This is a genomic window from Spirillospora sp. NPDC029432 (assembly GCF_040703975.1).
Taxonomy (GTDB): Bacteria; Actinomycetota; Actinomycetes; order Streptosporangiales; family Streptosporangiaceae; genus Spirillospora.
In genome coordinates, this window is sequence record NZ_JBEZWH010000026.1 from 67,007 (window position 1) to 93,268 (window position 26,262).

29 protein-coding genes and 1 tRNA gene are annotated in these 26,262 nt (G+C 70.7%); 18 read left to right on the forward strand and 12 right to left on the reverse strand.

The genetic code is table 11. The features are described from left to right. Positions 1-10: 10 nt before the first annotated feature. The gene (locus AB0881_RS21565; RefSeq protein WP_366619139.1) at positions 11-1,699 is read right to left on the reverse strand and encodes a sigma-70 family RNA polymerase sigma factor; all 1,689 of its coding nucleotides are present in this window, start codon (positions 1,697-1,699) and stop codon (positions 11-13) included. Between the two features lie 169 nt (positions 1,700-1,868). After that, positions 1,869-2,603, reverse strand: coding sequence for a nuclease-related domain-containing protein (locus AB0881_RS21570; RefSeq protein WP_366619141.1), 735 nt, complete (start codon positions 2,601-2,603; stop codon positions 1,869-1,871). A 141-nt stretch (positions 2,604-2,744) separates the two neighbouring features. Between AB0881_RS21570 and AB0881_RS21575 the strand changes: the two genes are divergently transcribed. Next, positions 2,745-3,398, forward strand: coding sequence for a MerR family transcriptional regulator (locus AB0881_RS21575; RefSeq protein WP_366619143.1), 654 nt, complete (start codon positions 2,745-2,747; stop codon positions 3,396-3,398). Continuing rightward, positions 3,395-5,893, forward strand: a complete 2,499-nt coding sequence (locus tag AB0881_RS21580; protein WP_366619145.1) for a VIT domain-containing protein — start codon at positions 3,395-3,397, stop codon at positions 5,891-5,893. The genes AB0881_RS21575 and AB0881_RS21580 overlap by 4 nt, the downstream gene beginning before the upstream one ends. A gap of 55 nt (positions 5,894-5,948) precedes the next feature. Here the strand turns inward: AB0881_RS21580 and AB0881_RS21585 are convergent, their stop codons facing one another. Beyond that, the gene (locus tag AB0881_RS21585; protein WP_366619147.1) at positions 5,949-7,406 is read right to left on the reverse strand and encodes an MFS transporter; all 1,458 of its coding nucleotides are present in this window, start codon (positions 7,404-7,406) and stop codon (positions 5,949-5,951) included. 87 nt (positions 7,407-7,493) lie between these two features. Here AB0881_RS21585 and AB0881_RS21590 point away from each other — a divergent pair, with 87 nt between their 5' ends. Beyond that, on the forward strand, positions 7,494-7,871 hold the full coding sequence (locus AB0881_RS21590; protein WP_366619149.1) for a MarR family transcriptional regulator: 378 nt from the start codon (positions 7,494-7,496) through the stop codon (positions 7,869-7,871). 67 nt (positions 7,872-7,938) lie between these two features. On the opposite strand, the gene AB0881_RS21595 is transcribed toward AB0881_RS21590, so the two are convergent. Beyond that, on the reverse strand, positions 7,939-9,639 hold the full coding sequence (locus AB0881_RS21595; protein ID WP_366619150.1) for a hypothetical protein: 1,701 nt from the start codon (positions 9,637-9,639) through the stop codon (positions 7,939-7,941). A gap of 68 nt (positions 9,640-9,707) precedes the next feature. On the opposite strand from AB0881_RS21595, the gene AB0881_RS21600 reads away from it, so the two are divergent. Then, positions 9,708-10,352 (forward strand): TetR/AcrR family transcriptional regulator, encoded by a 645-nt coding sequence (locus AB0881_RS21600; RefSeq protein ID WP_366619152.1) that lies wholly within the window; start codon positions 9,708-9,710, stop codon positions 10,350-10,352. On the opposite strand, the gene AB0881_RS21605 is transcribed toward AB0881_RS21600, so the two are convergent. The 3 genes from AB0881_RS21605 to AB0881_RS21615 all read right to left on the reverse strand — a co-directional run bounded on the left by AB0881_RS21605 (position 10,332) and on the right by AB0881_RS21615 (position 11,791). After that, the gene (locus tag AB0881_RS21605; RefSeq protein ID WP_366619154.1) at positions 10,332-10,670 is read right to left on the reverse strand and encodes a DUF4326 domain-containing protein; all 339 of its coding nucleotides are present in this window, start codon (positions 10,668-10,670) and stop codon (positions 10,332-10,334) included. The two genes, AB0881_RS21600 and AB0881_RS21605, sit on opposite strands and share 21 nt — an antisense overlap. Before the next feature lie 75 nt (positions 10,671-10,745). Beyond that, a complete protein-coding gene (locus AB0881_RS21610; protein WP_366619156.1) occupies positions 10,746-11,171 on the reverse strand; it encodes a hypothetical protein in 426 nt (141 codons plus the stop codon). A gap of 56 nt (positions 11,172-11,227) precedes the next feature. Then, positions 11,228-11,791 carry a TetR/AcrR family transcriptional regulator gene (locus AB0881_RS21615; protein WP_366619158.1) on the reverse strand — a complete coding sequence of 188 codons (564 nt, stop codon included), beginning with the start codon at positions 11,789-11,791 and terminating at the stop codon, positions 11,228-11,230. Between the two features lie 103 nt (positions 11,792-11,894). Here AB0881_RS21615 and AB0881_RS21620 point away from each other — a divergent pair, with 103 nt between their 5' ends. The 3 genes from AB0881_RS21620 (at position 11,895) to AB0881_RS21630 (ending at position 14,930) form a co-directional block, all read left to right on the forward strand. Continuing rightward, positions 11,895-12,503 (forward strand): DUF2867 domain-containing protein, encoded by a 609-nt coding sequence (locus AB0881_RS21620; protein ID WP_366619160.1) that lies wholly within the window; start codon positions 11,895-11,897, stop codon positions 12,501-12,503. A gap of 598 nt (positions 12,504-13,101) precedes the next feature. After that, complete coding sequence (locus AB0881_RS21625) at positions 13,102-13,626, forward strand: hypothetical protein (RefSeq protein WP_366619162.1); 525 nt, start codon at positions 13,102-13,104, stop codon at positions 13,624-13,626. Positions 13,627-13,937: 311 nt separating this feature from the next. Further along, complete coding sequence (locus AB0881_RS21630) at positions 13,938-14,930, forward strand: DUF6602 domain-containing protein (RefSeq protein ID WP_366619164.1); 993 nt, start codon at positions 13,938-13,940, stop codon at positions 14,928-14,930. Positions 14,931-15,125: 195 nt separating this feature from the next. Here the strand turns inward: AB0881_RS21630 and AB0881_RS21635 are convergent, their stop codons facing one another. Further along, on the reverse strand, positions 15,126-16,058 hold the full coding sequence (locus AB0881_RS21635) for an AAA family ATPase (protein ID WP_366619165.1): 933 nt from the start codon (positions 16,056-16,058) through the stop codon (positions 15,126-15,128). 157 nt (positions 16,059-16,215) lie between these two features. On the opposite strand from AB0881_RS21635, the gene AB0881_RS21640 reads away from it, so the two are divergent. Together AB0881_RS21640 and AB0881_RS21645 are read left to right on the forward strand one after the other, a co-directional pair. Further along, complete coding sequence (locus AB0881_RS21640) at positions 16,216-16,452, forward strand: hypothetical protein (RefSeq protein ID WP_366619167.1); 237 nt, start codon at positions 16,216-16,218, stop codon at positions 16,450-16,452. 475 nt (positions 16,453-16,927) lie between these two features. Then, on the forward strand, positions 16,928-17,107 hold the full coding sequence (locus tag AB0881_RS21645) for a hypothetical protein (protein WP_366619169.1): 180 nt from the start codon (positions 16,928-16,930) through the stop codon (positions 17,105-17,107). A gap of 7 nt (positions 17,108-17,114) precedes the next feature. Here AB0881_RS21645 and AB0881_RS21650 read toward each other — a convergent pair whose 3' ends face one another. The 3 genes from AB0881_RS21650 to AB0881_RS21660 form a co-directional block, all read right to left on the reverse strand. Then, positions 17,115-17,666 (reverse strand): guanylate kinase, encoded by a 552-nt coding sequence (locus tag AB0881_RS21650; protein ID WP_366619171.1) that lies wholly within the window; start codon positions 17,664-17,666, stop codon positions 17,115-17,117. Continuing rightward, the gene (locus AB0881_RS21655; protein ID WP_366619173.1) at positions 17,663-18,703 is read right to left on the reverse strand and encodes an AAA family ATPase; all 1,041 of its coding nucleotides are present in this window, start codon (positions 18,701-18,703) and stop codon (positions 17,663-17,665) included. The genes AB0881_RS21650 and AB0881_RS21655 overlap by 4 nt, the downstream gene beginning before the upstream one ends. 270 nt (positions 18,704-18,973) lie before the next feature. Continuing rightward, complete coding sequence (locus AB0881_RS21660; protein ID WP_366619175.1) at positions 18,974-19,369, reverse strand: winged helix-turn-helix domain-containing protein; 396 nt, start codon at positions 19,367-19,369, stop codon at positions 18,974-18,976. A 134-nt stretch (positions 19,370-19,503) separates the two neighbouring features. Here AB0881_RS21660 and AB0881_RS21665 point away from each other — a divergent pair, with 134 nt between their 5' ends. From AB0881_RS21665 to AB0881_RS21705, 9 genes are all read left to right on the forward strand, one after another. Beyond that, entirely contained in the window at positions 19,504-19,866 is a 363-nt protein-coding gene (locus tag AB0881_RS21665; RefSeq protein WP_366619176.1) for a hypothetical protein, read from the forward strand. 14 nt (positions 19,867-19,880) lie between these two features. Next, on the forward strand, positions 19,881-21,221 hold the full coding sequence (locus AB0881_RS21670; protein WP_366619178.1) for an FtsK/SpoIIIE domain-containing protein: 1,341 nt from the start codon (positions 19,881-19,883) through the stop codon (positions 21,219-21,221). Positions 21,222-21,325: 104 nt separating this feature from the next. Beyond that, positions 21,326-21,604, forward strand: a complete 279-nt coding sequence (locus AB0881_RS21675; RefSeq protein WP_366619180.1) for a hypothetical protein — start codon at positions 21,326-21,328, stop codon at positions 21,602-21,604. Next, complete coding sequence (locus AB0881_RS21680; RefSeq protein WP_366619182.1) at positions 21,604-22,419, forward strand: DUF2637 domain-containing protein; 816 nt, start codon at positions 21,604-21,606, stop codon at positions 22,417-22,419. The genes AB0881_RS21675 and AB0881_RS21680 overlap by 1 nt, the downstream gene beginning before the upstream one ends. A gap of 28 nt (positions 22,420-22,447) precedes the next feature. Next, on the forward strand, positions 22,448-22,852 hold the full coding sequence (locus AB0881_RS21685; protein ID WP_366619183.1) for a hypothetical protein: 405 nt from the start codon (positions 22,448-22,450) through the stop codon (positions 22,850-22,852). Between the two features lie 175 nt (positions 22,853-23,027). Next, the gene (locus tag AB0881_RS21690) at positions 23,028-23,183 is read left to right on the forward strand and encodes a hypothetical protein (protein WP_366619185.1); all 156 of its coding nucleotides are present in this window, start codon (positions 23,028-23,030) and stop codon (positions 23,181-23,183) included. Between the two features lie 118 nt (positions 23,184-23,301). Then, positions 23,302-24,675: a replication initiator gene (locus AB0881_RS21695; RefSeq protein ID WP_366619187.1), complete on the forward strand. Its 1,374-nt coding sequence runs from the start codon at positions 23,302-23,304 to the stop codon at positions 24,673-24,675. Next, entirely contained in the window at positions 24,672-24,857 is a 186-nt protein-coding gene (locus AB0881_RS21700) for a helix-turn-helix domain-containing protein (RefSeq protein ID WP_366619189.1), read from the forward strand. The genes AB0881_RS21695 and AB0881_RS21700 overlap by 4 nt, the downstream gene beginning before the upstream one ends. Further along, positions 24,857-26,095, forward strand: coding sequence for a tyrosine-type recombinase/integrase (locus tag AB0881_RS21705; RefSeq protein ID WP_366619191.1), 1,239 nt, complete (start codon positions 24,857-24,859; stop codon positions 26,093-26,095). The genes AB0881_RS21700 and AB0881_RS21705 overlap by 1 nt, the downstream gene beginning before the upstream one ends. 64 nt (positions 26,096-26,159) lie before the next feature. Here the strand turns inward: AB0881_RS21705 and AB0881_RS21710 are convergent. Then, positions 26,160-26,235 (reverse strand) — tRNA-Thr (locus AB0881_RS21710). Between the last annotated feature and the right edge of the window lie 27 nt (positions 26,236-26,262).

The window sequence follows — 26,262 nt, forward strand, 5'->3', positions numbered from 1 at the left end:
TCGTGTTCGGTCAACCCGATCCGGAGGGGGCCGGCGTGCCGCCGGATCCGGGCGGGGGCGCCGGCTCGGACGCGTCCGGCGGCGTGGAGGGCGGCGGGCTCGACGGTTCCGCCGGCGGCCGGGTGGGCGAGGGAGTGGGTGTCGGCGTGGGCGTCGGCTCCGGCGCGGGAGTCGTCGGCGTCGGGTCGGGCGAGGGCCCCGGGCCGGGAGCGGGCCGCCAGGTGACGCGGACCTCCGCGCCGCCCGGCGTGAACGCGATCCCGCCCTCCCCCTGGGAACGGGCCGAACGGGACACGCGCACGGCGATCCTGGCCGTCTCGCCGGCCTCCAGGCGCCCGGACGTGCGGCTCGCCCGTACCGGACCCCAGGTCCTGGCCCGCCAGTCGACCGGGCCGCCGCCGGCGCGCAGCTCGACCGTGCCGTCCGAGCCGCCCGCGAGGTCGAGGAAGAGCGGGGAGACCGCGAGCGCGCCCTCGCCGGGAGGCGGCGCGTGCTCCCCACCGCCGGTGCCGCCGCCGGGCGGCGGTGACGGCAGCGCGGTCGGCGGCGCGGACGGGACCAGCGCCCCGAGCGGGAACGTCGCCGAGACCGGGACGCCCGGCCCCCCGGCGGACCGGCCGGGCCGGGCCGAGGACCCGCCGTCCGGCGGCCTCAGGTCGCCGGTGACGACCGCCTGGGGGTGCCCGGTCCCGCGCCCGTCCAGCCGGAGCAGGGCCGCGCCCGAGCTGAGCAGCAGCGCGGCCGCGACCGCTCCCACCGCCAGCCACGCGACCGAGCGGCGCCGCCCGGAGTCGTCCGGGAGCGGCACCTCGGGCCGCCGGCCGGGATCCCGGCGCCTGGAGCGCCGGTCCCGGCGGGACCTCTCCGTGGCCGCGGCGGCCCTTCCCCGGCGGGGGCGCAGGGGGAAGCCGCTCGGGCCCAGCCCGTCCACGCGCGTCGCCACGAACAGCCGGTAGCCGACCAGGTCGGGGTCCATGAACGCGCTCATCACGCGCACCCGCAGCTCGGGCGGCAGGTCCGCGCACGGCAGCAGCCCGAACACCTTGGCCGCCGAGACGGTGCGGGGCAGCAGCTCCGCGCACGTGCCGCAGTCGCGCGCGTGCCCGGCCAGCCGCTCGCGCAGCTCCCGGTCGAGCTCGCCGCGCCGCTCGCGCAGGAGCCGGCCGCGCTCGTCGCAGCCGTACGGGCCGCTGTGCGCGACGATCTCGGCGGTCAGCGCCGTCTCCAGCGCGGCGTGCGCGGCGTCGAGCGCGTCCTGCGCGTCCTTGACGGGCAGGTCCTGGACGGCCGCCAGGTCGGGCACCGACAGCTGGTGCCGGACCCGCAGCTCCAGCAGCTCCCGCTCGTCGGGGGCCAGGCCGAGCACCGCCTGCCAGGCCATCATCCGCTGGTCGACGTCGTCCTGGTCGTGGCTGGCGACGGGCAGGTCGGGCTCCTGGCCGGGGCGCGGCGGCCGCCGGGCGCACTCCAGCCGGGCCAGCGCGTACAGCCACGGCCCGAACCGGTCGGGATCGCGCAGCTTTCCGGCGTGCGCCTCGGCCACGATGAACGTGTCGCGCAGGGCCACCTGGGCCGCGTCCCGGCAGCGCAGCTGGAACCAGCAGTACGCGTACAGCCGGTCGGCGTAGGCGTCGTAGACGGCACCCGCCGCGCCGGGGTCGCGGGCACGCAGGGCCTCGACCAGTAGGTGGTCGTCCATGGAAAGAAAACTAAAGGGTCGACGGCCGCTTGACAGCCAATTTCACAGATTCGAACTCAAGACGCCGTGCCGTTATGAGGCCGTTCCCGGAAACGGATTGTGGATTGTGCTATTTATTCGCTCTTGTCGTACTACGTCCGGCCGTGTCCACGCCCACAATTACCCGGAGTCAGAAAGGGATCATGGGCGGCAGCGCCCGCTCGGCGGCGGCAGCGATGGTCGTGACCTGGGCACTCGTGAAGATCACCGGACGTCCTGCGATACCGCCCGGAAGGGAACGGGCCGAACGCAATTCCACTTCTCCGTGCCGGAGCCCTTCCCGCGGCACCCGCGCCCCATGGACGGCCACGACCGCCTCGACCGCGACCGCATGGCCGAGTTCGTCCGCCAGGAGTTTCTCCACCAGGGTCGCGGCGTGCGCCGCCACGTCCACGCCCGCCGCGGGCCTGCCCCCGGCCCACAACCGCCCCTGCTCCGACCGCAGCCGGACGCCCCGGCGCCACCGCCGACTGGCGATCGCGTACACCCCGGTGAGCCCGATGACGAGATGGTCGAGATTGCTCCTGGAGTCGGGCAGCACCCGGTCGTGCAGGACGTGGAAGGCCGCCGGGTCCAGGCGGGCCAGCCGGCGGCCCGTACGGCGCTCGGCCTGCGCGCCCCGCCGCCACTCGGTCGCCGCACCCGGCCGCACCCGCCCGTACACCACCTGCCCGGCGAAGACCGCGGCGGCGACGGCGATCCCCGCCCACCACACCGCGACCCCGGCCGCCACGACCCCGGCCCCGGCCGCCAGCACGGACCGGACGACCAACCGCTCGCGCCGGTCCCGGCCGGCGAGCGCGCGGTAGCGCGACCAAGCGGAGTCGCCGGCGCCGGACGTGCCGCCACCCGCGTCGCTGCGCACCGAAAGCCCCTTCCCTCCCACCACTCCCGGCCACCGCACATCCCGGCCCCTGCAAGCGTGCGCCGATGCTCCGCCGCGTTCAAGGGCTTCGCTAGAGTTGCGACGTTGACACTGTCATCATGACAGTGTCACTATCGGGGCATGGAGAGCACGTGGACCATCGCGGAACTGGCGGAGCGGGCCGTCGAGGCCCTCTCGGCCGGCGATCCCGTGCAGGTCAACGGCCGGGTGCGGGACATGCCGAACGAACGGCTGATCCGCTGGTACACCACCATCGGGCTCGTCGACCCGCCCCTGGGCCGCCGCGGCCGCACCGCCCTGTACGGCCCGCGCCACCTCCGCCAGCTCGTCGCCGTCAAGCGCCGCCAGGCCGAGGGCCGCACCATCGCCCAGATCCAGGCGGAGCTGGCGGGGGCGACCGACACCCATCTGAGCCGGATAGCCGACCTTCCCGCGCCCGCACCCGCGCCAGCCGCGGCGCCCGCCGCGCGTTCCCGCTTCTGGGCCCCCGCGACGGCCGCCGCCGCACCGGCGCCCGACGGCGGCGGTGCCGTACCCCGGCCGCCGGTCGTCCAAGGGGTGCGGCTCGCAAACGGGCTCACGCTCCTGCTGGACGTCCCCGCGCTCGGCGACGACGACCTCACCGCCATCGCGGCGGCCGCCGGGCCGCTGCTGGAGGAGCTGCGGCGGCGCGGCCTGATCGAGCGCGTTCCTCCCGCACCGACCGACAGCCCGTCCCCTGACGGCCCGCCCCTCGACACAACGCCCGCCGACCCATCCGGGAGGTCCCAGTGACCGTTCGCATCGACCCTCTTCCCGAGACCGCCGTGCCGCCGGGCCCCGACGAGGGCGGGCTGGGCGCGCTGAGCACCGGGCGGGGCAACCTGCCCCTCGACAGCGTCGACGTCCGCGCCTCCATCGCCGGCCTAGCCGCCGGGATCGAGGTGGAGCAGGGGTTCCGCAACCCGTACGACGAGCCGCTGGAGGCGACCTACATCTTCCCGCTGCCGGACCGCGCGGCCGTGACCGCGCTCCGGATGGAGGCGGCCGACCGGGTGATCGACGGCGTCCTGAAGGAGCGCGGCCAGGCCCGCCAGGACTACGACACCGCCATCGCCGCCGGGCGGCGGGCCGCCATCGCCGAGGAGGACCGGCCCGACGTCTTCACGATGCGGGTGGGCAACATCCTGCCGGGCGAGCGGGTGACGGTACGGCTCACGCTGAACCAGCCGCTGCCGTACGAGGACGGCGCGGCCACGTTCCGGTTCCCGCTGGTCGTGGCGCCGCGCTACGTACCGGGCGCGCTGATCGACGGCGAGCAGGCCGGGGCGGGCGTGCAGGCCGACACCGACGCGGTGCCGGACGCCTCGCGGATCAGCCCGCCGGTGCTGCTGCCGGGGTTCCCCGACCCGGTACGGCTGTCGATCGCCGTGGACGTCGACCCGGCGGGCCTGGAGCTCACCGGGATCCGGTCGGCCCTCCACGTCGTGGCCGAGGACGCCAAGGAGACCGGGGGCGGGCGCACGACCATCCGGCTGCACCCCGGCGAGCGGCTGAACCGCGACTTCATCCTGCGGCTCGCGTACGCCTCCCCGGACGCTCCCGCCCTGGCCGTCACCCCGGACGCGGAAGGGGACGAGGGAACGTTCACCCTGACCCTCCTCCCCGGCGGCGAGAGCCGCCCCGCCCCGCGCGACGTCGTGCTGATCCTCGACCGCTCCGGCAGCATGCACGGCTGGAAGATGGTCGCGGCGCGGCGGGCCGCCGGGCGGATCGTCGACACGCTGACCGGCGCGGACCGGTTCGCGGTGCTGTCGTTCGACACCGTCGTCGAGCGCCCCCGCGACCTCGGGCACGGGCTCGCCGAGGGCACCGACCGCAACCGGTTCCGGGCGGTCGAGCACCTCGCCGGGCTGGGCGCGCGCGGCGGCACCGAGATGCTCGCGCCGCTGGAGGAGGCGTGCGGGCTGCTCGCCGACCCCGGCCGCGACCGGGTGCTCGTACTGATCACCGACGGCCAGGTCGCGAACGAGGACCACATCCTGTCCCGCCTCCAGCCGCGCCTGCACGGCGTGCGCGTGCACACGGTAGGCATCGACCGCGCCGTGAACGCCGGGTTCCTGCGCCGCCTGGCCGAGGCCGGGAACGGGCGCTGCGAGCTGGTCGAGTCCGAGGACCGGCTGGACGAGGCCATGGAGGCCATCCACCACCGCATCGGGTCCCCGCTGGTCACCGGGCTGCGGCTGGCACCGGCGGGGCTGGAGATCGTTCCGGACACGGTGGCGCCGCGCCGCATCGGCGCCCTGTACCCGGGCGTTCCGCTCGTCGTCTCCGGCCGCTACCGCGGCGCCCCGTCCGGCGGCGTCGTCGTCCAGGGATCCGCCGGTGGCACCGGCTGGGAGCGGCAGGCCACCGCCACGCGGACGGACTCCCCCGCCGCGGGCGCCGTCTGGGCCCGCGCGCACCTCCGCGACCTGGAGGACCGGTACGCGACCGGCGGCCCGGCCGACCTGGAGCAGCGGATCGTCGACACCTCGCTGCGCTTCGGCGTCCTGTGCCGCTTCACCGCGTTCGTCGCCGTGGACAGCCGGGTCGTCGCCGAGGGCGGGCGGCCCCACCAGGTCGTCCAGCCGGTCGAGACCCCGGACGGCTGGGGCGCGGCCCCCGCCTCCGCCGCGGCCCCGGCCGGCGGCTACGGCGCCGCGCCCGCGGCGATGCCGATGGCGGCCCGCGCCGCGTCCTTCCCCGCGCCCGCCGCCTACGGTGCCCGGCCGCCGGAGCCGGGCGGCGCGGCGGACGACCTCGACGTCCCGGACTTCCTGGGCGGCCCGCCGGAGCGCGCCGCCGCGCCCCGGGGCACCGCCCGTCCCGGCGGTCCCGGCGGCAGGCCGGGCGGCCCGGTGCGGCGGCGCCGCCCGCGGCCCGCGCCGCAGGACGATCCCCGCGACGCGCTGCGCGTCCTCCTCCAGGACCTTCAGGCCGGACGCCTGGGACGGCACCGCGACCGTGTCGACTTCCTGACCGCGTCGGCACTGCCCACCCTGACCGAGGCCCTCCGCAGCCTGGAGTCCGCCGGCACCGCCGCCTCGGCGCTCGTTCCGCTCCGCGCCCTGACGCAGGAGCTCCAGGAACTGCGCGAAACGATCGGCACCGCCGTCGCCCGTCCCGCCGACCGGGCCGACGACCTGTGGGAGCGCGCGATCCAGGTGCTGGCCACGTTCCTGGGCGACGGCACCGGCCCCGAGCAGCAGAGGGGAACGACTCGGCGAGCGTTCTGGAAGCGCTCCTAGGAAAACGGCGAGGGCGCCCTTCCACGGCGGAAGGGCGCCCTCGTTCAGGTTGCGGTCAGGCGGCGTGCTGCGGGCGGCGACGGCGGCCCAGGAGCGGGACGACGTTCAGCGCCAGGCCGACCACGGCGATGGCGGTGACCAGGTTGACGCCGGGGTGGAACGGGCCGAAGTCCGTCCCGCCGCCCGTGCCGGTGTGGGAGCCGCCCGCGACCAGGGCCGTGACCAGGGCCAGCACCAGCGCGGCGCCGGCCTGGGCGGAGGTGTGCACCAGCCCGGAGGCCAGGCCCTGCTCGGAGTCGTCGATACCGTCGGTGGCCTGCGCCATGATGGAGCTGAACCCGAACGCGAACCCGCCGCCGAGCAGCAGCATCGCGGGCAGGATCGTGACCGTGTAGTCCGGCGTGTTCCCGGCGGTGGCGAGGAACCACACGTACCCGAGGCTCAGCGACGCCATCGAGGCGAGGATCAGGCGCGGCGTCCCGTACCGGTCGATCAGCCGGCCGACGAACGGGGACGCGAACGCCACCAGCAGCCCGGCCGGGAGCAGGCCGAGGGCCATCTTCAGCGGCGACCAGTGCAGGACGTCCTGCAGGTAGAGGGTCATCATGAACTGGAAGCTGAGGTACGACCCGAACAGCGCGATGATGCTCAGGTTGGCCCGGACGATCGAGCCCGCCCGCAGGATGCCGAGGCGGACCAGCGGGTGCGCGACCCGCTTCTCGGTGGCGACGAAACCGGCGAGCAGCGCGACGGCCAGCACCATCGAGCCCACGGTGAGCGGGTCGAGCCAGCCGCGTTCGGGCGCGGAGACGACGGTGTAGACGGCCAGCAGCATGCCGCCGGTGAGGGTGACGGCGCCGACCAGGTCGTGGCCGCCACCGGCGGCGGGACGGTCCCGCGGGATCAGCGCGTAGCCCGCGACCAGCGCGAGGATCGCCAGCGGCACGGGGGTGAGGAACGTCCAGCGCCAGCCGAAGCTGGTGAGCAGCCCGCCCAGGATCAGCCCGGACGAGTAGCCGCTGGCGCCGAAGACGGAGAAGACCGAGAGCGCCCGGTTGCGGGCCGGTCCCTCGTGGAACGTGGTGGTCAGGATGGACAGGGCGGTCGGCGCGGTGAACGCGGCGGCCAGTCCCTTGATGAAACGGGTGGCGATGAGCAGCGGGCCGTTGTCGACCAGCCCTCCGATGAGGGAGGCGATCGCGAACACGGCCAAGGCGATCAGGAAGACGCGGCGCCGCCCGAGCAGGTCGGCGGTGCGGCCGCCGAGGAGCAGCAGGCCGCCGTACCCGAGGACGTAGCCGTTCACGATCCACTGCAGCGCGGTGGTCGACAGGCCGAGTTCGGCGCCGATGGACGGCAGCGCGACGCCCACCATGGACACGTCGAGCCCGTCCAGGAACAGCACGGCGCACAGCACGGCCAGGACGCCCCAGAGGCGCGGCGTCCACGTCTGCTCGTGCTTTCCGGTCGGCTGGGCGATCGCTGAGGCGGGTGGGGTCTCGGTGATAGTCACGGCGGAGGACATTACATGCACACGCATCCAATGTCCACGCACTTAATGCAGATGCATCTAATGCTGGCGCATGTTAGAATCCGCGCCATGGAGTTGGTGGACCGGTGGCGGTCGCTGCTGACCTGCTACAACGAGATCGCGTGCCATCTGGACCGCGAGCTTCAGGCGGCCTACGGCATCACGATGAGCGAGTTCGAGACCCTCGACCGGCTCGTCGAGACCGACTGCGACGACTGCCGCATGCAGGACCTCCAGTCCGGCATGTACCTCAGCCAGAGCGCCCTCTCCCGCACGGTCGCCCGCCTGGAGAAGCACGGGCTGGCCGAGCGCACGATGTGCGCGGCCGACCGGCGCGGCGTGTTCGTCAAGATCACCGAGGCGGGCCGCGACCTGCACGCGCGGGCCCGCGTGACCCACCACGCCATCCTCGCCGAGCACCTCGACAAGGCACCGGCCGAAGTCTGAGCGGAAGTGCGGAGGGCGCGAGCGACGGGGCCGCACGCGGGCTCGCGCCCTCCGCACGCCGTGCCGGTCAGCCGGCGGCGAAGGCCGCCAGCTCGACCGAGATCCGTTCCGGCCGCCCGCCGTTCTGGACGGCCGCGGCGGTCAGCACGTCGAGGTGCTGGTAACCGGGCGCGACCACCTGCTTCACGCCCTCCTGGGGCTCCGGCGGCGGCAGCACGCCCTCCCCGGCCAGCAGCAGGATCGTCGGGTTCGCCGCGATCCCCCCGGCGTGCACCGCGTCCTCGTGATCACCGAGGGCGATGTCGGTGACCAGCCGGGTCGGGAAGTAGTCCTCGGTGAAGTCCAGCGGATGCTCCGCGAGGCTCCGCGCCAGCTGGCCGATGTCGGTCACCTCGTCGGAAGCCGTCGTGAACGGCTTCCCGTCCCTGCCCTTGTGGACCGGATCGTCCGGGGCGCCCACGCGGTCGTAGTTGCGCCACGTGTAGAGCGGCCCGCCCGGCTCGTCCGGGATCGCCTTCTTGCCGGTGCCGACCAGGCGCTTCAGCGGCTCCAGCGGCGGCAGCCCGGCCAGGTCGTTCGGCAGCGGGAAGTCCTTGTCGGTGATCCGCCCGCCGTCGAAGAACCCCACGCTCGTCTGGACGAACCCCAGCGGCACCGAGTTGTCGTCCATCAGCCCGCCCAGCGCCGCCTCGTTGCTGAACCGGAAGTCGCGCACGGTCGGCGTCCCCCTGAGGAACGTCGCGTAGTCCTTGGAGAACAGCAGCCGGTACGTGGTGTCCTGGTTGAAGCCCGCCGGGATGTACGAGGACAGGCGGGACTCCCCGTCCGGATCGTTGCGCGCCGCCAGGCCGGCGATGGCCAGCAGGTTCATGGTCTCCGCGTTGATCACCGCGGGCGCCGAGAGGGTCCGCGGGATGATCCCCAGCTCCAGCCCGAGCCGGATCAGGTCCGGGGTCGTCCCCTCCTCGGGGAGCACATTGGACGGCACGAGCCGTTCCAGCCCGATCCCGCCCGCCTGGATCCGGCTGTCGAGCGCGAAATACCCCGAGCACTGGTTGTAGCCCGCGTCGGCCGTCGTCGAATGGTTCCCGTCGAAATCCCAGACGGCGAAATACCCGGTCACCATGCCGCCCAGGGAATGGCCGCCGCACAGTACCTTCTCCCTGCGGACGGCCGGGTCGGGGAGTTCCCTGCGCATCAACTCGTACTGGTCGCGGACGGTCCGTTCGATCCCGACGTCCTGCAGGAAACGGACCTGATCGTTGCTGAGGTAACCGGCGAACGTCCGTCCGCCCACCGCCTTCTTCCGATAGTAGTAATCGACCGCCAGATGGGCGTCGCGGGCCGCGAGTCCCGCCCGTACACCGGTGTTGTCCTCCAGGCAGTTGGAACGGCGGTCCAGCGCCCAGAACTCCACGTACCGGCCCTTCCCGGCCGCCTCCACGATCGTGTTGCGCGCGACGCCGTCGAACGCCGCGGCGCCTTCCAGCACGCCGGGCTGCGCGATGAGGATCCGGTCCGCGCGGGCGGACTCCGCGGGCCCGTTCCGATGCCGGAACCGGAGGTAGGAGACCCAGTCGCACTCCGGCGGGTGGCCGGTCCCCGGGAGCGGCAGCCTCAGCCGCACGACCGACTCCACCACCTCCCGGACCGGTGAGGTGGTGGCGACCGGCGCCTCCACCCGCGTCGCCGCGTGCCCGGGCACCGCCAGGCCCGCGACGGTCAGCACGACCGCGCCGGCCAGGATGATCCATCTTCGAGGGGCCATGGCCGTCCCTCCCGCTCGACGGAGCTTTACCGAGAAGTAAAGCTGGTCCGGCCCCTAGGGTTAACCGCGTGGGTGACAAACTTCAGGCCCGTACTCCACGGCGAAGCACACGTTCGCGACCCACCGACGGGCAACTCCTGGACGCGGCCCGCGCCGTCTTCGCCGAGCACGGGTACCAGCGCGCCACCATGGGCACGATCGCCGCGCGCGCCGACTCCACCAAACCCACCCTGTACGCGCATTTCGGCGACAAGGCCGCCCTGTACCGCGCCACCCTGGCCCGCGAAGGCGACCGCCTCCGCACCTGGGTCACCGGCGCCTACGCCTCAGCCGCCGGCCGGCCCGTGAACCGGCGCGTCCACACCTACGTGATGGCACTGTTCACGTTCGCCGCCGCCCACCCCGAGGGCTTCCGGATCCTCTTCGACGACCACGCCCCCGGCGACCTCGGCCCCGTACGGGAGCAGATCGCCGGCACCATCACCGAGGCCGTCGCCGGCCAGATCCGCGACCACCTCGCCGCCGAGGGCCGCCCGCCCGGCCCCAGCGCCGGCCTCCTCGCCGCCATGCTCGTCGGCATGACCGGCAAGGCCGCCGCCCACGCCCTCCGCGCGGACCTCGACCCGCTCGCGTCCGGCGAGCTCACCGCCCGCGTCGTCATGGCCGCCCTCCAGCACCTCGACCCCGGCGCCCTAGACCTCGTCGACACCTGACGCGATCTTCAGCAGCACCGCCGCGTGGCAGACGTCCGGCCGCCCCTCCTCCGGCAGCGGGCACCAGCACGCCAGATCCCGGCCCTTCAGCTCGCGCCGGATCTCCTCGTCCGCCGGATAGCCGATCTTGTCGGTCCAGCCGTCCGGCGGATCCCGCCGCACCCGGATGTACTCCGTGAACCGCGCGACCGACTCCTCCCGCGTCATCCCCTTGCCGATCCGCCACGGGTTGCCCCACCGGGACGGCCGCGCCACCACGACGGCCCCTTCGGGCTTGCGCCAGCCCTTCTTCCGCTGCAGCCGGATCCGCTCAGCCACCGCACACCTCCCCGAACCCCCTCGTACCCACCGACCCCGGGAAGCTCACGCCGTGACGACCAGCGAAACCATCCCCTACTTACCCTCCGCCAGCAGACCCCGGGCTTCCGAGACGATCTGCCCCGCCAGCTCCCCCCTCTGAGCCGGAAACTCCGCATACAGATTCGCCAGGTAGTCGAACACAGCGAGCTCTCCCGGCCATCCGAGCCCACCACCATGCCGGACGATCCCCAACACGCCCTCGTACGGCGCGATCGAGCCGTCCGCAATGCGCCCGGCCAACACCCGAACCCGCTCCCACAGGACCTCGTCCGCGTCGGGTATCTCCAGCCCCAGTTCCTCCATGGCGGCGAGATAGAGGTCCTGGACCTCCCGGGCATCCGAACCATCGCACCCGGCCAGCTCCCGCAGTGCCGACGAATCCACCCCACGCGTCAGAGCCTCGGCCGCCACCATAGGCAGCCCCTCGGGATACAACCCGCCGACCACGAACTCCCGCACGGCCCACCGCAAGATCTCCACAAAGGAAGAACTACACCCCCAACGGGGCCGACCGGTTATTTCCGGGGAACGCGGTCGAGCAGCAGATCAGCGGCGCGAGCGAGCACCTCGGCCCTGGAACGCCCCTCGTGGTCGGCGGTGATCGAGTGGTGGCCGATCGCCACGCAGAACGCGATCAGGCCGCGCGCCTCGACCTCGTCGGGATCGGAGCAGAACGTGCCGATCATCTCCCGCAGCAGGTCCATCCGCCGGTTGTCCACCCGCCGCAGGCGCTCGGCGACCGCCTCGTCCCGCCGCGCCCAGACCCGTACCGCGAGGTCGATGGGAAGGAGCCGGTCGCCGGAGAACGTGAGCATCCCCGCCCGGTGGATCTTGGCCTTCGCGTCGCCGCCCTCGCGCTCGACCTGCTCGATCACGCCGTCGGTGCTCTCCCGTTCCCAGGTGTCGAGCATCGCCTCCAGCAGCGCGTCCCGATCGGCGAAATACCCGTAGAACCCGCCCTTGGTGACACCGAGCCGCTTCGCCAGCACCTCGACCCGGACGGCGTCCGGCCCACCGTCGGCCAGCACCCGCAGGCCTTCCTCCACCCACCTGTCGCGCGGTACGCGAGCGGCTCCCACGTTGTGTCCCACCTCACTCCGCCACTGAATATACGGAACCGTATATCCGTTCTACCCTCGCCTTATACGCCAGCGTATAGAACGCCCAGGAAAGGCGGCGGCCATGAAGCTTCCTCGCACGGCCCACACCGATCGGCCGTGGCGGATCCACGACCTCGCCCGCGACTTCGAGACCGAGGACGTGTGGTCCTTCCGCACCCCCGGCGCCGGCCCGGACGACTTCCCCGTGATGCTCGACGCGATGCGCACCGGCGGCAGCTTCGCCAACCAGAGCCGCCCAGTCCGCTTCCTGTTCGCGGTGCGCTGGAAACTCGGCGCCCTGCTCGGCTGGGACAAGGACAGGGCCGGCCTCGGAACGCGCGTCCGCCCGCTGCGCGACCGCACCCCGCCCGACCTCCGCGCGACCGTCGAGGACACCTCGGACGGCAGCCCGTTCACCCCGGTCTACGAACTCCACGACGAGGCCGCCCGCGAACTGGCCAACAGGACCGTCCACACCATCATGCACCTGGGCTGGGTCCCGTCCGCCAACGGCGACCACGAACTCCGGATGGCCGTCCTGGTCAAGCCGAACGGCCGCTTCGGCCGCCTCTACATGGCCCTCATCGCCCCGTTCCGCTACCTGATCGTCTACCCCGCCCTGACCCGCCAATGGGAACGAGCCTGGCGCGACCGCACCAACAACTCAAAAGACGACCGGGCACGGCTCTAGCCGCTCAGCCGGTGACCCACACGACACCAAAGGGCCCCTCCCGAATACGGAAGGGGCCCTTCACGGTGGAGCCGCCTATCGGAATCGAACCGATGACCTGTTCATTACGAGTCTCACGAACAAGATCCACACCCGTCCAGGCCCGTCCCTTGACCTGCTGTGCAGCCCTCTCCGCCACCTGCCGGTGCCACTCGCGTCCAGGCTCGTCCAGACCCGCCGTTAGCACCCGCGTTAGCAACCCGCCCCCAAGGCATGCGCTCACCCTGAGGGCAAACTGATTCCGGACACAGGTCCGACCGCGGCTCGAACACCGGGAGCCGTTGCGGCAGCGATCGCCCACAACCATCTGACTGTCTGGCAGTTGCAAACTCCAATGCCCTTAAAAGGCAATACTCCGCCATATTGCCAGAACCAAAACTAAGCTTGGCGAATCCAATTCGTCGCACAACCTATCCTAGAGCGCAAAACAATATAATCTACCCTAGCTCTCGGCCGCGATAGGAACGCAATGACTTCAGCGGAGTTTCTAGGTGCGATCATTGGCCCACTCGTCACAGCCCTGCTTGCGGGCTGCGGATTCCTATGTAAAGAGTACTTGGTGCGACGCAGTCGGCAACGAAGGCTGTCCGAGGCACAAGAGCGCATCGCCCTAATCGAACAGTATTTGAACGTCAACAAGCAGGCGAGCTTCAACACCCCCAACAAAGAAATGATAGATAGGGCAGCACGAGATCTGGAGCAGGCATACCTATCAGTATCAAACATTGAGCGAAAAAAACGATTTTCGCGTAAGTTTTCCCTAGAAACATCGAAGGCTTTTCTGCTCCTTGGACGGGTGCACTCACGCCCAGGAAGCACGCTTAGAGTGGCATACTACGCGGTGCTTTTTTGGGCTTTCGTTGGCGCGGCAGCCTTGTGGGCAATAACCTTCGAGCAAGGATTGAACTTCTCGAACGTTGCCACCTCAATCCTCACCCTCCTCCTGGTCGGCATCCTCCCCGCGTGGGCAGTTTATGCTTTAACACTCAAAGTTGATCGGGTTTTCATGCAACGCAAACGACGATACCAAAACCTAAAAGGTGCTTCCAAGGAGTCGACGCCCGATCTACCTTCTGATCCGTAGCAAAATCGACGGTGTCCACACCCGTCCCCCGACCGGCCCGCGCCCCTCCCGGACGTCCACCGCCATCCAGCCCGATCCCGCGCCATTGTTAGCACCCGCGTTAGCACGCGCGCCCGTCCCGGAGGGTGCGCCCGCGCGAACGACGAGACGCTGTGAAAGACCGCTCCGCGCGGGCGTGCCCTCCGGCCCGCGGGGGGCTGGGGGCCGCGAGGCCCCCGCTTCACGCTCGCCCAGCGTCCTTATCTGGTCAACTGGGCCTTATTCTCGCTGACTAGCTCTCTGGAGTGCCCGATTGCTGTCAAACTACAACCATGCAGCCTCATGAACTTCACATGTTCTTTGACCAGGTGGCTTCCGAGATGCGGTCCGAGTACAGCCGCATCTATCGGCGGTCCAGGGAGGACCCAGGGACAGCTGGCGATGAAGGAGAAAGCAACTGGGCGGCTCTTCTGGCTGACTGGATTCCTGCTGATATTCACGTAGCAACTAAAGGCCGAATACTGGGGGCAGACGGTACAGCTAGCCCTCAGCTCGATGTAGTTCTTCTTTCCGGTGACTATCCGCGCAAGCTGCGAGAGAAAAAGCTATATCTCGCCGGAGGCGTTATAGCAGCCTTCGAATGTAAGAACACCCTCCGGAAACAGCATATATCCAAACTCTTCTCAAATGCTGCAGCTATCAGGAAGCTCAGCACACCCAATGATGGGAACTTTTACGGCGAAGTTTTCGGAACAATTACCTATGGCCTGCTTGCGCATAGTCACGAGTGGTCGCCCGAGCGCGGCGCACAGGCAGTTGACACAGAAATTCGTCGTCTCCATGCGGAGGCCAAGCATCCCGGCGAACTCCCGGCCATGATTTGCGTCAGTGATCTCCACACATGGCAGCACATGTATATGCCATTGGAACCAAGGTCGCACGCAAATCCCATAGAAGAAGAATATTTTTCGATGACGAATCGAGGAAAGTGGAGTTATTTCACCAGGAGCGACTTTATGAGATGGATGCCGTTGGAGAAAGATTTCAAGCCTGGTGAAGGACCTCAAATCTCCAAGGAAAGGCCGAATCCTATTGGGGAACTGATTCTCTGCCTCCTCCGCCATCTATCCCACAGGGATTCCGGGAGAGAGCAGCTAACTCAGTACTATCAGAAAGTCGGCCTTTCTGGTGGTGTCGGCAACATATCCACCGCCCATTGGGATCCTCCGGAAGTCTACAGTGAAAGACTCATGTCAATTCTTAAGTCTGAAGACTGGTCACAATTGGAACGACTCGGAAACAAGCACGTAGGTCATCTCCCCTAGCCGTACTCATGTCTACAGCGAGGGTATGCGTCAGCGGGCGCGCGGCCCGGCGCGGCGGGACCGGACGGGACAGGCCGCATGCCCGGCGCGCCGGGCCGGGCGGCCGCCGGCGGCGCGGAGCGGCGCCCTTGAAACCGTAGAGAAAGTTCTCATCCGGTGACCTGGCTGGCTCTGGCTGTTCGGTGTTTCCGCTGGTCAGTTCACGAGTCGGCGGAGAGTCTCACGGGTCTGGTCGGCGAGGCTGGTGGCTGCGCCTAGGCGGTTGTCGATGGTGTGGTGGACGCCTGGGGGCGGGTCGTCGGTGTTGAGGGTGCTGGTGTACTCGTCCCAGTGGTTGAGCTTCCAGTGATCGCGGGGAGCGTCGCGGACCTCGATGTACTCGTGCATGGTGTCGATGTCGCTGTGGACCCAGATCGCGGCGACCTCGACGCCGTGGCCCTGGCATCGGTGGCTGAGGCGGGGTAGCCATCCGGCGGTGTTCAGCTCGGCGATGAACGGGGCGGCGAGGATGATCGACACTCCGGCCTCGATGTTGCCGTAGGCGCTGCTCATCAACGCCCGGTACTCGTGCGGGCGTACCTCGCGCTTGTAGAGGTCGGTGTGCCGGTCGTGGGGATCGGCGGCCATCGACACTAGGAGGCGCTCGGTCATGCGGCGGGTGAGAGCGTCCTTGTCCAGGAACGCCCACCCGGTCAAGTGGGACAGGAAGCGGGCGAACTCAGTCTTCCCCGACCCGGCATAGCCGCCTACCAGGACCAGCACGGGGCCGCCGGCAGCGTTGGCGACGTTGCGGGAGTGCCAGGCGTTGGTGATGCGCGACTTCAGCTCGTCGGCTCCAGGGAAGAACTCCGCCAGGTCGAACGGAGCACGTTCGGGGCCGGGCTCGTCGCCGCGGGCGTGGGCGGCCATCCGCTCCAGGACGGCGAGCGGAACATTGTGCGCGCGGGCGATGAACGGCAACCAGTCCTCGGGGACGCGTCCACCGCGTTCCCATCGGGACACCTCGTTGCGAGTGAGCGTGCTGGACCCGGACAGCTCGCACAGCAGCGCGGCTTGCGCGCGCTGGGACCTGGTGCCGCGCAGGCGGGCGAGGTAGCGGCCGAACTCTCTGCGTCGCTCGGTGGTCACGGTGTCCACCTCCTGTGTTCGAGTCTGGCCCCCTCCTGGCCCCCTGTCAGGCGCCTTTGCCGAACGGACATGCGCGGGAATTTGGAACGGCTCGATTCCTGCCCACGGATCCGGCGGTGAGCGGCTGGGTTCGTGCTCGAACGTGAGGTCTCCCGTGATGCAAAAGTGGGCGAACGCCGACGATCAGGCGCTTATCCGGCTACGCGTGGATTTTCCCGGTCATCGCATCTGGCGGTCGGTCCGCTATGACGGACGGCTCGGCGATTGGGTGGCGACTCTGCGCGATCCGGCGGCCGGCCTCGACCCGACGGTGATCCGCGCGGACCCTGCGGCGTTGCGGGAGGCCCTGGCAGCAGAGCGGAAGCTGGCCGTGCAGAGCACTCGGGCCCGGTGATGGAGAGCGATAGCGCCCGCATTCCATCACCGGCTGGGGCCGTGTTCTTTGGGACGGCCCCAGAGGGGAGGGAGGCGGCGCGGTCGGTGGGGTTCCCCCCGGACACACCGGCCGCGTCGTCCTTCACTCGCCGATGGCTTCACGCCTGGGCCTGCCGCCGTCTGGATCGGCTCACGCGAGACCTGCGGCGGGAAGGCTGGGCGACCCGGCAACGGTACGACCGGGATCCGCCGATGTTGCACGTGTTCGCGGCGTGCGCGCCTTCGGTGGGCGAGAGCGTGACGGTCGTACGCGGGCACAAGCTGTGGTGGTACCGGTCGGGCACGGGCGCATGGCTCGGGCCCTGCCATGAGCCCTGGCGGGCTGCCGGGACGGTGAGCGCGCTCCTGGGCATGTGGGGCATAACGACAAGGCGCCGTTGGGCTCCGCGATGACGGGTGAGCGTGATGCCCTCGGGGCGTCGGCTGACTTGGCGGTGGGGCTGCTGCGAGAGCAGTTCCCGGGCGCGGTGCTGTGGTTCGGCCACCACACCGGGCGGTTCTGGGCGCTGGTCCGCCTACCGGGGTTCTGGCGCCTGGTGGAGGCGATAACTCCGGAGGAACTGGCGCTGGCGCTGAGGGAGCCGTGGGCCTGGCCCTGGCCGCCGCCGCGGTGAGCTACGGTCAGGGCTTCACAGCTTCGATGATCTGGCGGGCCGCCTCGGCGGGCTCAGCCTGGTCGGTGTGAACGGTCAGGTCGAACGGTGACGGGCCGCTGACGGCGTCGAGATCCGCGCTCGTCTCGTCCCATGCCCGCAGACGTTCCGGGCTGTCGGCGTCCCCTCGCCGGCCGGAGCGCTCTGCGCACACCTCGCGCGGGATCCACAGGAGTACGGCCGTCCACTCCAGCGGGATCGCGGCGCGTAGGCGCTCCAGATCGGCCAGGTTGCCCATGTGCACGACGGGGACGCGTCCGGACGCGGTCAGGTCCTCGACGTCCTGGCGGTCGACGGCGTACCGGTTGCCGTAGCGCTCGGTCTCGACCACCAGGCGCCCGGCCTCGCGCAACGTGGTGAGGTCCTCGATGCAGACCGGGCGGTAGCCGGCGGTGCGGCCGCTCCCGGCTTTCAGCTTGGCCACCAGGGCGAACCGGTCGTCCTGACGGGCCAGCTCGGCCGTGATGGTGTCCTTGCCGCTGGTGGGCGGGCCGTAGAGGATGACGCCTTGCCTGGTCACCCCAGGATCTTACGGAGAGCCTCGCGGGTCTGGTCGGCGATGCTGATTGCGGCGCCCTGGCGGTTGTCGATAGTGAGGTGAACGCCCGGCGGGCTGCTGTCGGTGTTGAGCCCCTGGATGTACTCCTCCCAGTGGGCGAGCTTCCACGCGTCGCGGGGCGCGTCGCGGAACTCGATGTACTCGCGCATGGAGTCGACATCGCACCGGACCCAGATCGCGGCGACCTCCACGCCCTTGGCCCTGCATCGGTTGGTGAGGCGGCTCAGCCACGCCGGGTCGTTCAGTTCCGAGATGAACGGGGCAGCGAGAATGGTGGAAATGCCGCAATCGATGTTGTCGTTCGCGGTGTCCATCAGGCACTTGTACTCAAGTGGCCTGATCTCTTTCAGGTAGAGGTCACTGTGGCGGTCATTGGCGTCGCCTCCCATGGAGGTCAGGAGGCGCTCGACCAGGCGCCGGGTGAGGGAGTCCTTGTCAAGGAACGCCCAACCCGACACGTCACCCAGGAAGCGGGCGAACTCGGTCTTGCCTGATCCGGCGTACCCGCCGACCAGGACGAGGACGGGCTTGGTGAGTCCGTCGGTGAGGGCTCGGCCTCGCCACGCGTTGACGACCCTGTCCTTGAGCGCTTCGCCGGCCAGGGGGTCGCGTCCCTGGGTCGCGTCGGTGACCCTGTCCAGGCCACGGGAGATCGTCCCGGCGGCCTCCTCGGTCACCGCCGGACTGGCGTCCGGGGCGGGCATCGGCAAGGCGGCCACCTGGTCGACCTCCTCACCTGGCAGCGGGAGGCGGAAGCCGAGATCGGGCTCTGTGGACTGGTACATGAGGCAGTACGCGCGCCGGTAGTGCGGGCCCGGGTAGCTCGTCCCGCTCTCGTGGCCCCACAGCGTCTGGAAGTTGGCGGCCACGCGCAACGCGGCCCGGTCGGCGACCTGACGAAGCTTGTCCCCGGCCGCCTCCAGACTCAGCCCGTGCGCTTCGCGGTGCTCGCGCAACCTGAGGGGCTGCCAGCCGGGGCGCTGCTTCGTCGCGGTCATGCGTTCGACCTCTCCGTTCACTGTAGAAAGCGGCACAAAAGCGGATGCCTTGACGGTCTACATGGGGGCTGTGAAAGCGGATGTGTAAGCGTTCGTGAACGCTTCCGATGACTGATTAGTGATGGGCTTCACACGCCTCCCGCGATGGAATCTCGGTGAACCGAAGAAGGCACTGAGCGTGACGGGAGGCGATCCGGATGGTGGCGGAGGGCGAGCAGCAGGGGACTCCAGGGGAGCTGCTGGCGCAGATACTCGCGGAACTGGACGAACTCACTTGCCGGATCGACGCGCTTTCTGAGGCTCTGGGTACACGCTCGCCTCAAGGCGGGCCACCCGCTCCCCCAGCTCGCGGACCGCGCCGAGAACCTCCGTCAACTGCGCCATGACGGTGCTCTCCTCTGCGGCCTGGGCGGACTGGGCCGGCGGCTCGCCCGTCCCGCTGCGGTCCCGGATGAACACGCCCTTGCCCTGCTGGCCGACCACGACGCCCTCTGTGCGCAACACGCTGATGGCGGCTTTCACCACGCCGGCGGACACGTCGTACTGCTCGCGCAGCTGCGCCGTCGACGGCAAGGCGTCGCCGGGGGCAAGGCGGCCGTCGGCGACCTGTTGCCGCAGGTCATCCGCAATCTGTAGGTACCCCGGCCGTCCTGATCTCTGGACCATCGTCCGCCTTCCGTCATGGCTGCGCACTCAAGTTCAGCACAGGCGACCGGCCAAGGGAACCTTGGCGTCCTTGACAACTTAGCTATCTAAGTCGACTATGTTGTCCAAGCAGTCAACGAACCTCAGGAGTGCGCATGCGCAACATCCCGGTGGACATCTCGGCTCTGACGTTCGTGTGCGTGTCGGCGCCGCGTCCGCGCGTGCTGGACCAGGAGACGGGGGAGGTGAAGGTGGACCGTAACGGGCAGACGATGTTCACGGTGGGGCTGTCGGCGGCGAACCCGATGGGTCGGGTGGAGCTGCTGAACGTGTCGGTGACCGGCGACCAGGACGTCACCATCGGGCAGATCGTTTCGCCGGTGGGGCTGGTGGCGTTCCCGTGGGAGCAGATCCGCAACGGCGAGAAGCGGTGGGGCATCGCCTACCGCGCCGATCGCATCGTCCTGGCCGGTCCGGCGGGCGGCCCCGCGTCCCAGGCGTCCGCCGGCGCGGCCTGAACGGGGCGCACGTCATGACTGACACTTACCTCGCGCTCGTCGCCCTGGCCGCCTTCGTCGGGGGGCTGTGGGCCTGGCGGCGGTGGCACCCGGCCTCGTTCTGGTACGGCGTCGCGTTCCCGGCTCGGGCGGTGCTGGTGTACCTGTCGTGGCATCACGTCGCGGTCGGCTGCAAGCTGGGTCGGCATCGTCGTCGCTGGCGCCTCACCCTCGACGCGGTCCCGGTGCTGGGGCCGGCGGCTCGCTCGACTGCGGGGGTGATGCAGCAGAAGCGGCGGGTGCGGCGGGTGGACGTGGAGCGCGCGCCGCGCCTGGGTGTGCTGCGGCCGACTGCGTTGGGGTGGCGGGTGCGGGTGCGGCTGCATGACGGCCAGGTCCCCGCCGACTACGAACGCGCCGCCGAAGGCATCGCGCACGCCTGGCGCGTCCACACCGTCCGCGTCGTCGACGTCGCCCCCGGCCGAGTGACGCTGTGGGCGACCATGCGCGACCCGCTGACGGCCGTCGACACCGTCCCGGCCACCGGTGAGCTGCTGACGGTACGTCCCGGCAAGCTGGAGAACGGCCGTGACTGGGTGATCGACCTGCGCACCGTGCCGCACTGGCTCAACGCCGGGGCGACGCAGTCAGGCAAGTCGAACTGGGCCAACGCTGTCATCGCGGGCCTGGCCCCGCAACCGGTGGCGCTGGTCGGGTTCGACCTCAAGGGCGGGGTGGAGTTCACTCCCTACGCGCCGCGGCTGTCGGCGCTGGCCACCACCCGCAAAGAGTGCGTCGACCTGCTGACCGACCTGGTCGGCGAACTGGAAGCGCGGATGGCGACGTGCCGCGCGCACGGCGCCCGCAACGTGTGGAACCTGCCCGAAGCGCTCCAGCCGGTTCCGATCGTGCTGCTGATCGACGAGGTGGCCGAACTGTTCCTGATGGCCGACAAGTCGGAGAAGGACGAGGTGGCGCGCACCGGCACCGCGCTGCTGCGGGTCGCCCAGCTCGGACGGGCGTTCGCCGTCTACCTGATCGTGTGCGGCCAGCGCATCGGCTCCGACCTCGGCCCCGGCGTCACCGCCCTGCGCTCCCAGCTCTCCGGGCGGGTCTGCCACCGCGTCAACGACCCCGAAACCGCCAACATGACGCTCGGCGACATGGACCCCGCCGCCCTGGACGCCGCTCGGGCCATCGCGGCCGAGACGCCGGGGGTGTGCGTGGTGGCCGGCCAGGACGGCTCCTGGCACCGCGCCCGCTCCGTGTACGTCTCCGAACACACCGCCGAGCAAGCCGCCCGCGACCACGCCCATCTCACTCCCGCCTGGGAGGCCCTGATCGGGTCGGCCCCGGCCATCGACACCGCCGCCTGACCGCCGGGCGGCTCTCCCCCATCTCCTGCGGCTCGGTGTGAGCCCTGATCACGCCACGTCCCTACCCGACCCATGCCCAAAACCGTCCCCTGGGAGGTTCCCCAATGGTCGCCCGCGTCCTGGCCCTGCGTCCCCGTCACGTCCTCGTCCCGGTGCCCCGTCCCCGCTCGTCCGGGTCGCCGTCCTGCTCGTCCTCGGCCGTCCCGGCGGTCACGGTCGGCTGGGACGGGCTCCGGTCCTTGCACACCGCGCGTTGCGGACGGTGCGCCGACGCGCTGGCCTCGCGGTCCCTGAGCGACGTGGACGACTGGGCGACCGCGCACCGTTGTGACGCTGAGCTGGCCGCGCTGCTGGCCGACCTCGACCCGCGACGGGCGGCCTGATGCGCCGCCTGGCCGGGGTGGCGGCCGACTCCGGGCCCGTCCTGGTGCTCGCCGGGATTGCGGCGGCCGGGTCGTTCACCCACATCCGCGACACCGCTTCGGAACATGGCCAGGGCGGGTGGATGGCCTGGGCCATCGCAGTGTGCATCGACCTCACCTGCGTGATGGCGGCCCGTGAGCGCCAGCGCGACAAGCGCACCGGCCGCGCGACCGGGCGGCTGTCGTGGCCGACGCTGGTCCTGGTCGGCGGCATCCTGCTGTCCCTGGCGGCCAACCTCGCCCAAGCGGATCCGACTGCCTGGGGCTGGATCACCGCGGGGACTCCGGCGGCGGCGTTCCTGGTCGCGGTCTCCATGCTCGAACGCCGCGCCACCGCCCACCCTGCCGATGCCTCGAACCGGTCGGCGTCCTCCTCGTCCTCAGCCGGGGTGATGACCGCGCCTCCGTCCTTCGGCGACCTGACGGCCGACCCGTCCCCGTCCGTGGTGCCGCCCGGCTCGTCCCCGGCGTCCCAGATCCAGGACGAGGTTCGTCCCGAGATCGCGGCCGCCGTCCCCGCCCGTCCGGACGAGCAGGACGGCGCGCACGCCCAGACCACCATCCCCGTCCCCGCCCCGACGTCGGCGCCCTCCGGTCAGGAGCGGGGCCCCTCCTCGGCGGCGGGGCCGTTGGTGGAGTTCGCCCGCCGCGTCGCAGCCGAACACGCCAGCGAGCACGGGCGGCCGATCACCCGTGACGCACTGCGCGGGCGGCTGGGGGTGTCCAACCAGCTCGCCTCCGACCTGCTCCGCCAGATCCGCAACCAAACCGCCTGACACCCGACCCGAGCAAGGGAGCTTCGCCATGACCACCCACGGCACCGGCCCGATCGTTCCCGGCGACCTGTTCGCCCGCCACCAGACCATCACCGGACTGCGCGCCCTGGCCGACTTCCTGGAAGCCAACCCCAACGTGCCGGTCAACGAGTACGGCGAGACCTTCACCGTCTACACCCGCCATCTCGCCGACGACGACCCGGCCGCCGTCGCCCTCGTCGACCGCACCGCCGCTCTCCTGGGAGTCGACGTCGGCGACCGGCGCGACCACGGCGACCATTACACCGCCGCCCGCTCCTTCGGACGCATCCGCTACCAGGTCGTCCACATCCCCGCCCGGGTGATGGACGACTTCCACGCCCGCACCAGCTACGAGAACAACGTCATCACCGACACCCCCGCCGGCGGCGACTCGACCGGCCGGGCTGCTTGATGACCACCCCTGCCCCGGTCCCGGACGCTCCGCCCGCCCCGGCTCCGACCTCGCCGGGCGGGTGGGCGTGCTGCCACTGCGGCACCACCGGCCTGACCGGCGACGGCGACACCTGTCCCTACTGCGACGGCACCGGCCACACCCACTAACCCCTCGGCAGAACGGGAGTCCGCCCGTGTTCCTGCGCCGCTGCGGCTTCGCCGCCTTCTGGCTCGTCCTGGCCCTCTACGCCCTGCGCCACCCCACCAACGCCGCCAGCTCGGTCACCGCCATCTTCGGCGCCCTGGCCGCTCTCGCCGACGCACTGGCCGCCTTCGTCACCGCCCTCTAGATCCGCCTCATCCGCTCACCGTTCCTACGGCTCCCGCTCGACGGATAGGAGATCAGCGCTCGTGCACGACTCCGCACCCGCTTCTACTGCTTCCGCCTCCTCGCCGGTGGTCTCGCCGGTGGCGGCGCGGGACATGGCGGCCCGCTTCAACCGGCGCGACTTCGGCGCTTGGGCCGCGCGCACTCGACGGATGGGCGGGTGTGCGCAACCGGTGCATCTGCGGGGGCGGGTGCACTACCTCGACCCGCTCACCGGCGAGATCCTGCACCACTACTCGACCGCGCGGGAGCCGGGCGGGGTGCTGCGGGTGGCGTGCAAGACCCGCCGCGCCTCCCGCTGCCCCTCCTGCGCCGAGATCTACCGCGCCGACACCTACCAACTGGTGCGCGCGGGCCTGACCGGCGGCAAGGGCGTCCCCGCCACCGTCACCCAGCATCCGGCCGCGTTCGTCACCCTCACCGCCCCTTCCTTCGGGCCGGTGCATGCGCGTCGAGAGAAGCCAGGAGGGGCGGTGGCGCCGTGCCACCCTCGGCGCAACGCGGGGACGTGTCCGCATGGCCGGGCGCTGTCGTGCACCGTCCGGCACGCTGCCGATGACGGGCGACTCGGCCAACCGCTGTGCAGCGAGTGCTACGACTACGCCGGGTCGGTGCTGTTCAACGCCCTCGCCCCGGAACTGTGGCGGCGTTTCACCATGGCGCTGCGGCGGCGCCTGGCCAAAGCCGCCGGCCTCACCCTCAAAGACCTTGGCGAGACACTGACCGTGTCGTTCGCCAAGGTCGCCGAATACCAGCGGCGCGGCGTCGTGCACTTCCACGCCGTGATCCGCCTCGACGGACCCGGCGGCCCCGACACGCCCCCGCCCGGCTGGGCCACCGGCGACGTCCTGGCCGACGCCGTCCGCGCCGCTGCCGGGGCGGTCACCGTGCAGAGTCCGGCCGCGCCGGGTGTCCCCGCCCGGTCCCTGGCGTGGGGCGACCAGGTCGACATTCGCGCCATCACCGCCTCGGGCAAGCTCACCGATCAGGCCGTGGCGGGCTACATCGCCAAGTACGCCACCAAGGCGGCTGAGTGCGTCGGCACCCTCGACCGCCGGGTGCGCGCCACCGACGACGTTGACGATCTGCCGGTGACCGCGCACGCGCGGCGGCTCATCGCCGAATGCCTGCGCCTGGGCGCCCTGGAAGAGATGGCCGAACTGCGGCTGACCGACTGGGCACACATGCTCGGCTTCCGCGGCCACTTCTCCACCAAATCCCGCCGCTACTCCACCACCCTCGGCGCCCTCCGCCAAGCACGCATCGACCACAACCGACGCGACCACGGCATCACCACCGGACGCCTACCCCTCACCGAAGAAGACGAGGTCCTGGTCGTCGCGCACTGGCGCTACCTCGGACAAGGACTCACCCCCGGCGAAGCACTCCTCACCGCCGCACTCACAGGCAGGACGCTCCCACCCATCAGCACCTATGAAGGGACGCCTACATGACCCGACTGCTGCTGACCGTGCCGGAAGCCGCCAAGGCACTCGCGATCTCCCGCAGCAAGCTCTACCAACTCCTCGCCACCGGCGACATCCGCTCGATCCGCATCGACGGCTCCCGCCGCGTTCCCCTCGACGCCCTGAACGCCTACATCAACGCCCTCATGGACACGGAGAAGGCCGCCTGATGACCGCTGTCAACGCCACACCGGACGAGCCGCGCAAGCCCAAGAAGAGCACCCCCAAGCTTCGCGACGGTGTCATGAAGCGGGGCAAGACCTGGTCCTACGTCATCCGCGTCACCGACCCCGAAACCGGCCTATCAAAGCCCAAGTGGGTGAGCGGGTTCGCCACTGAGGACGACGCCAAGGCCGCTCGCGACGAGGCTCGCGTGAAGGCTCGGCGCGGTGAGTACATCGACCGGAACGCCATCACCGTGAGCGACTACCTGGACCAGTGGATCGAGTCGCACGCGGTGGAGATCCGCCCTCGAACGCTGGCCAGCTACCGGACCATGATCCGGCTCTACATCAAGCCGCACATCGGCCCCATGCGGCTCCAGGCCGTTCGGCCCGCACGGATCGCCAAGCTTTACCGCGATCTCCTCGCCGCCGGCGGAGAGGGCGGCAAGCCGCTCGGCATCTCGACGGTGTCCCGGACGCACGCCATCCTCCGTAAGGCGTTCCAAGACGCCGTCCTGGTGGACGAACTGATCCCGAGCAACCCTGTAGAGCGCGCCAAGCGTCCCAAGGCGGTGCTCGGGGAGCCGGGGCAGGTCTGGACGACTGCGCAGCTACAGACCTTCCTGAAGGCCGTTAAGCCGCATCGGCTGTACGCCTTCTACCACCTGGCCGCGTACTCCGGCGCTCGGCGCGGGGAGCTGCTCCACCTGCGGTGGTCGAACATCGACTTCGACGGCAAGCAGATCACGATCACCGGATCCACCGGGGTGATCAATGGTGAGCGGATCGAGGGAGCCACCAAGAGCGGCCGGTCGCGGGGCGTTTCCATCGACGAGGAGACGGTGGCCGTTCTCCGAGAGCACAGGAAGGCTCAGGCCGCCGAGAAGCTCCAGGTGGGCGAGAAGTGGCGCGGCGCGGCCGACGGGTACGTGTTCGCGACCGGCTGGGGCGAGCCGATCCATCCCGACTCGGTCGGCTGGCTGATGGCGAAGACCATCCGGGCCTACAACGCGCCCAAGGAAGGGCCTCGGCCGGCGAAGCCGCTTCCCCGCGCGCGGGTTCACGATCTTCGGCACGTCCACGCCACCACGCTGCTCCTGGCGGGCGTTCCCGTCCACGTGGTCGCCGCGCGGCTGGGGCACGCCGACCCGGCGATCACGCTGCGGGTCTACGCGCACGTGATCAGGTCGGCCGAGGTGGCGGCGGCCGAGGTGTTCGCCCGGGTCATGGGCGAGGTCGCCTGAACGCTGCTGTTAGCAAGCCTGTTAGCAAAAGGCCCCCTCCGGAGATCGGAGGGGGCCTTTGAGCTGGAGCCGCCTATCGGAATCGAACCGATGACCTGTTCATTACGAGTGAACCGCTCTGCCGACTGAGCTAAGGCGGCGTTCGCCGTACGAGGACGGCGGGCAGC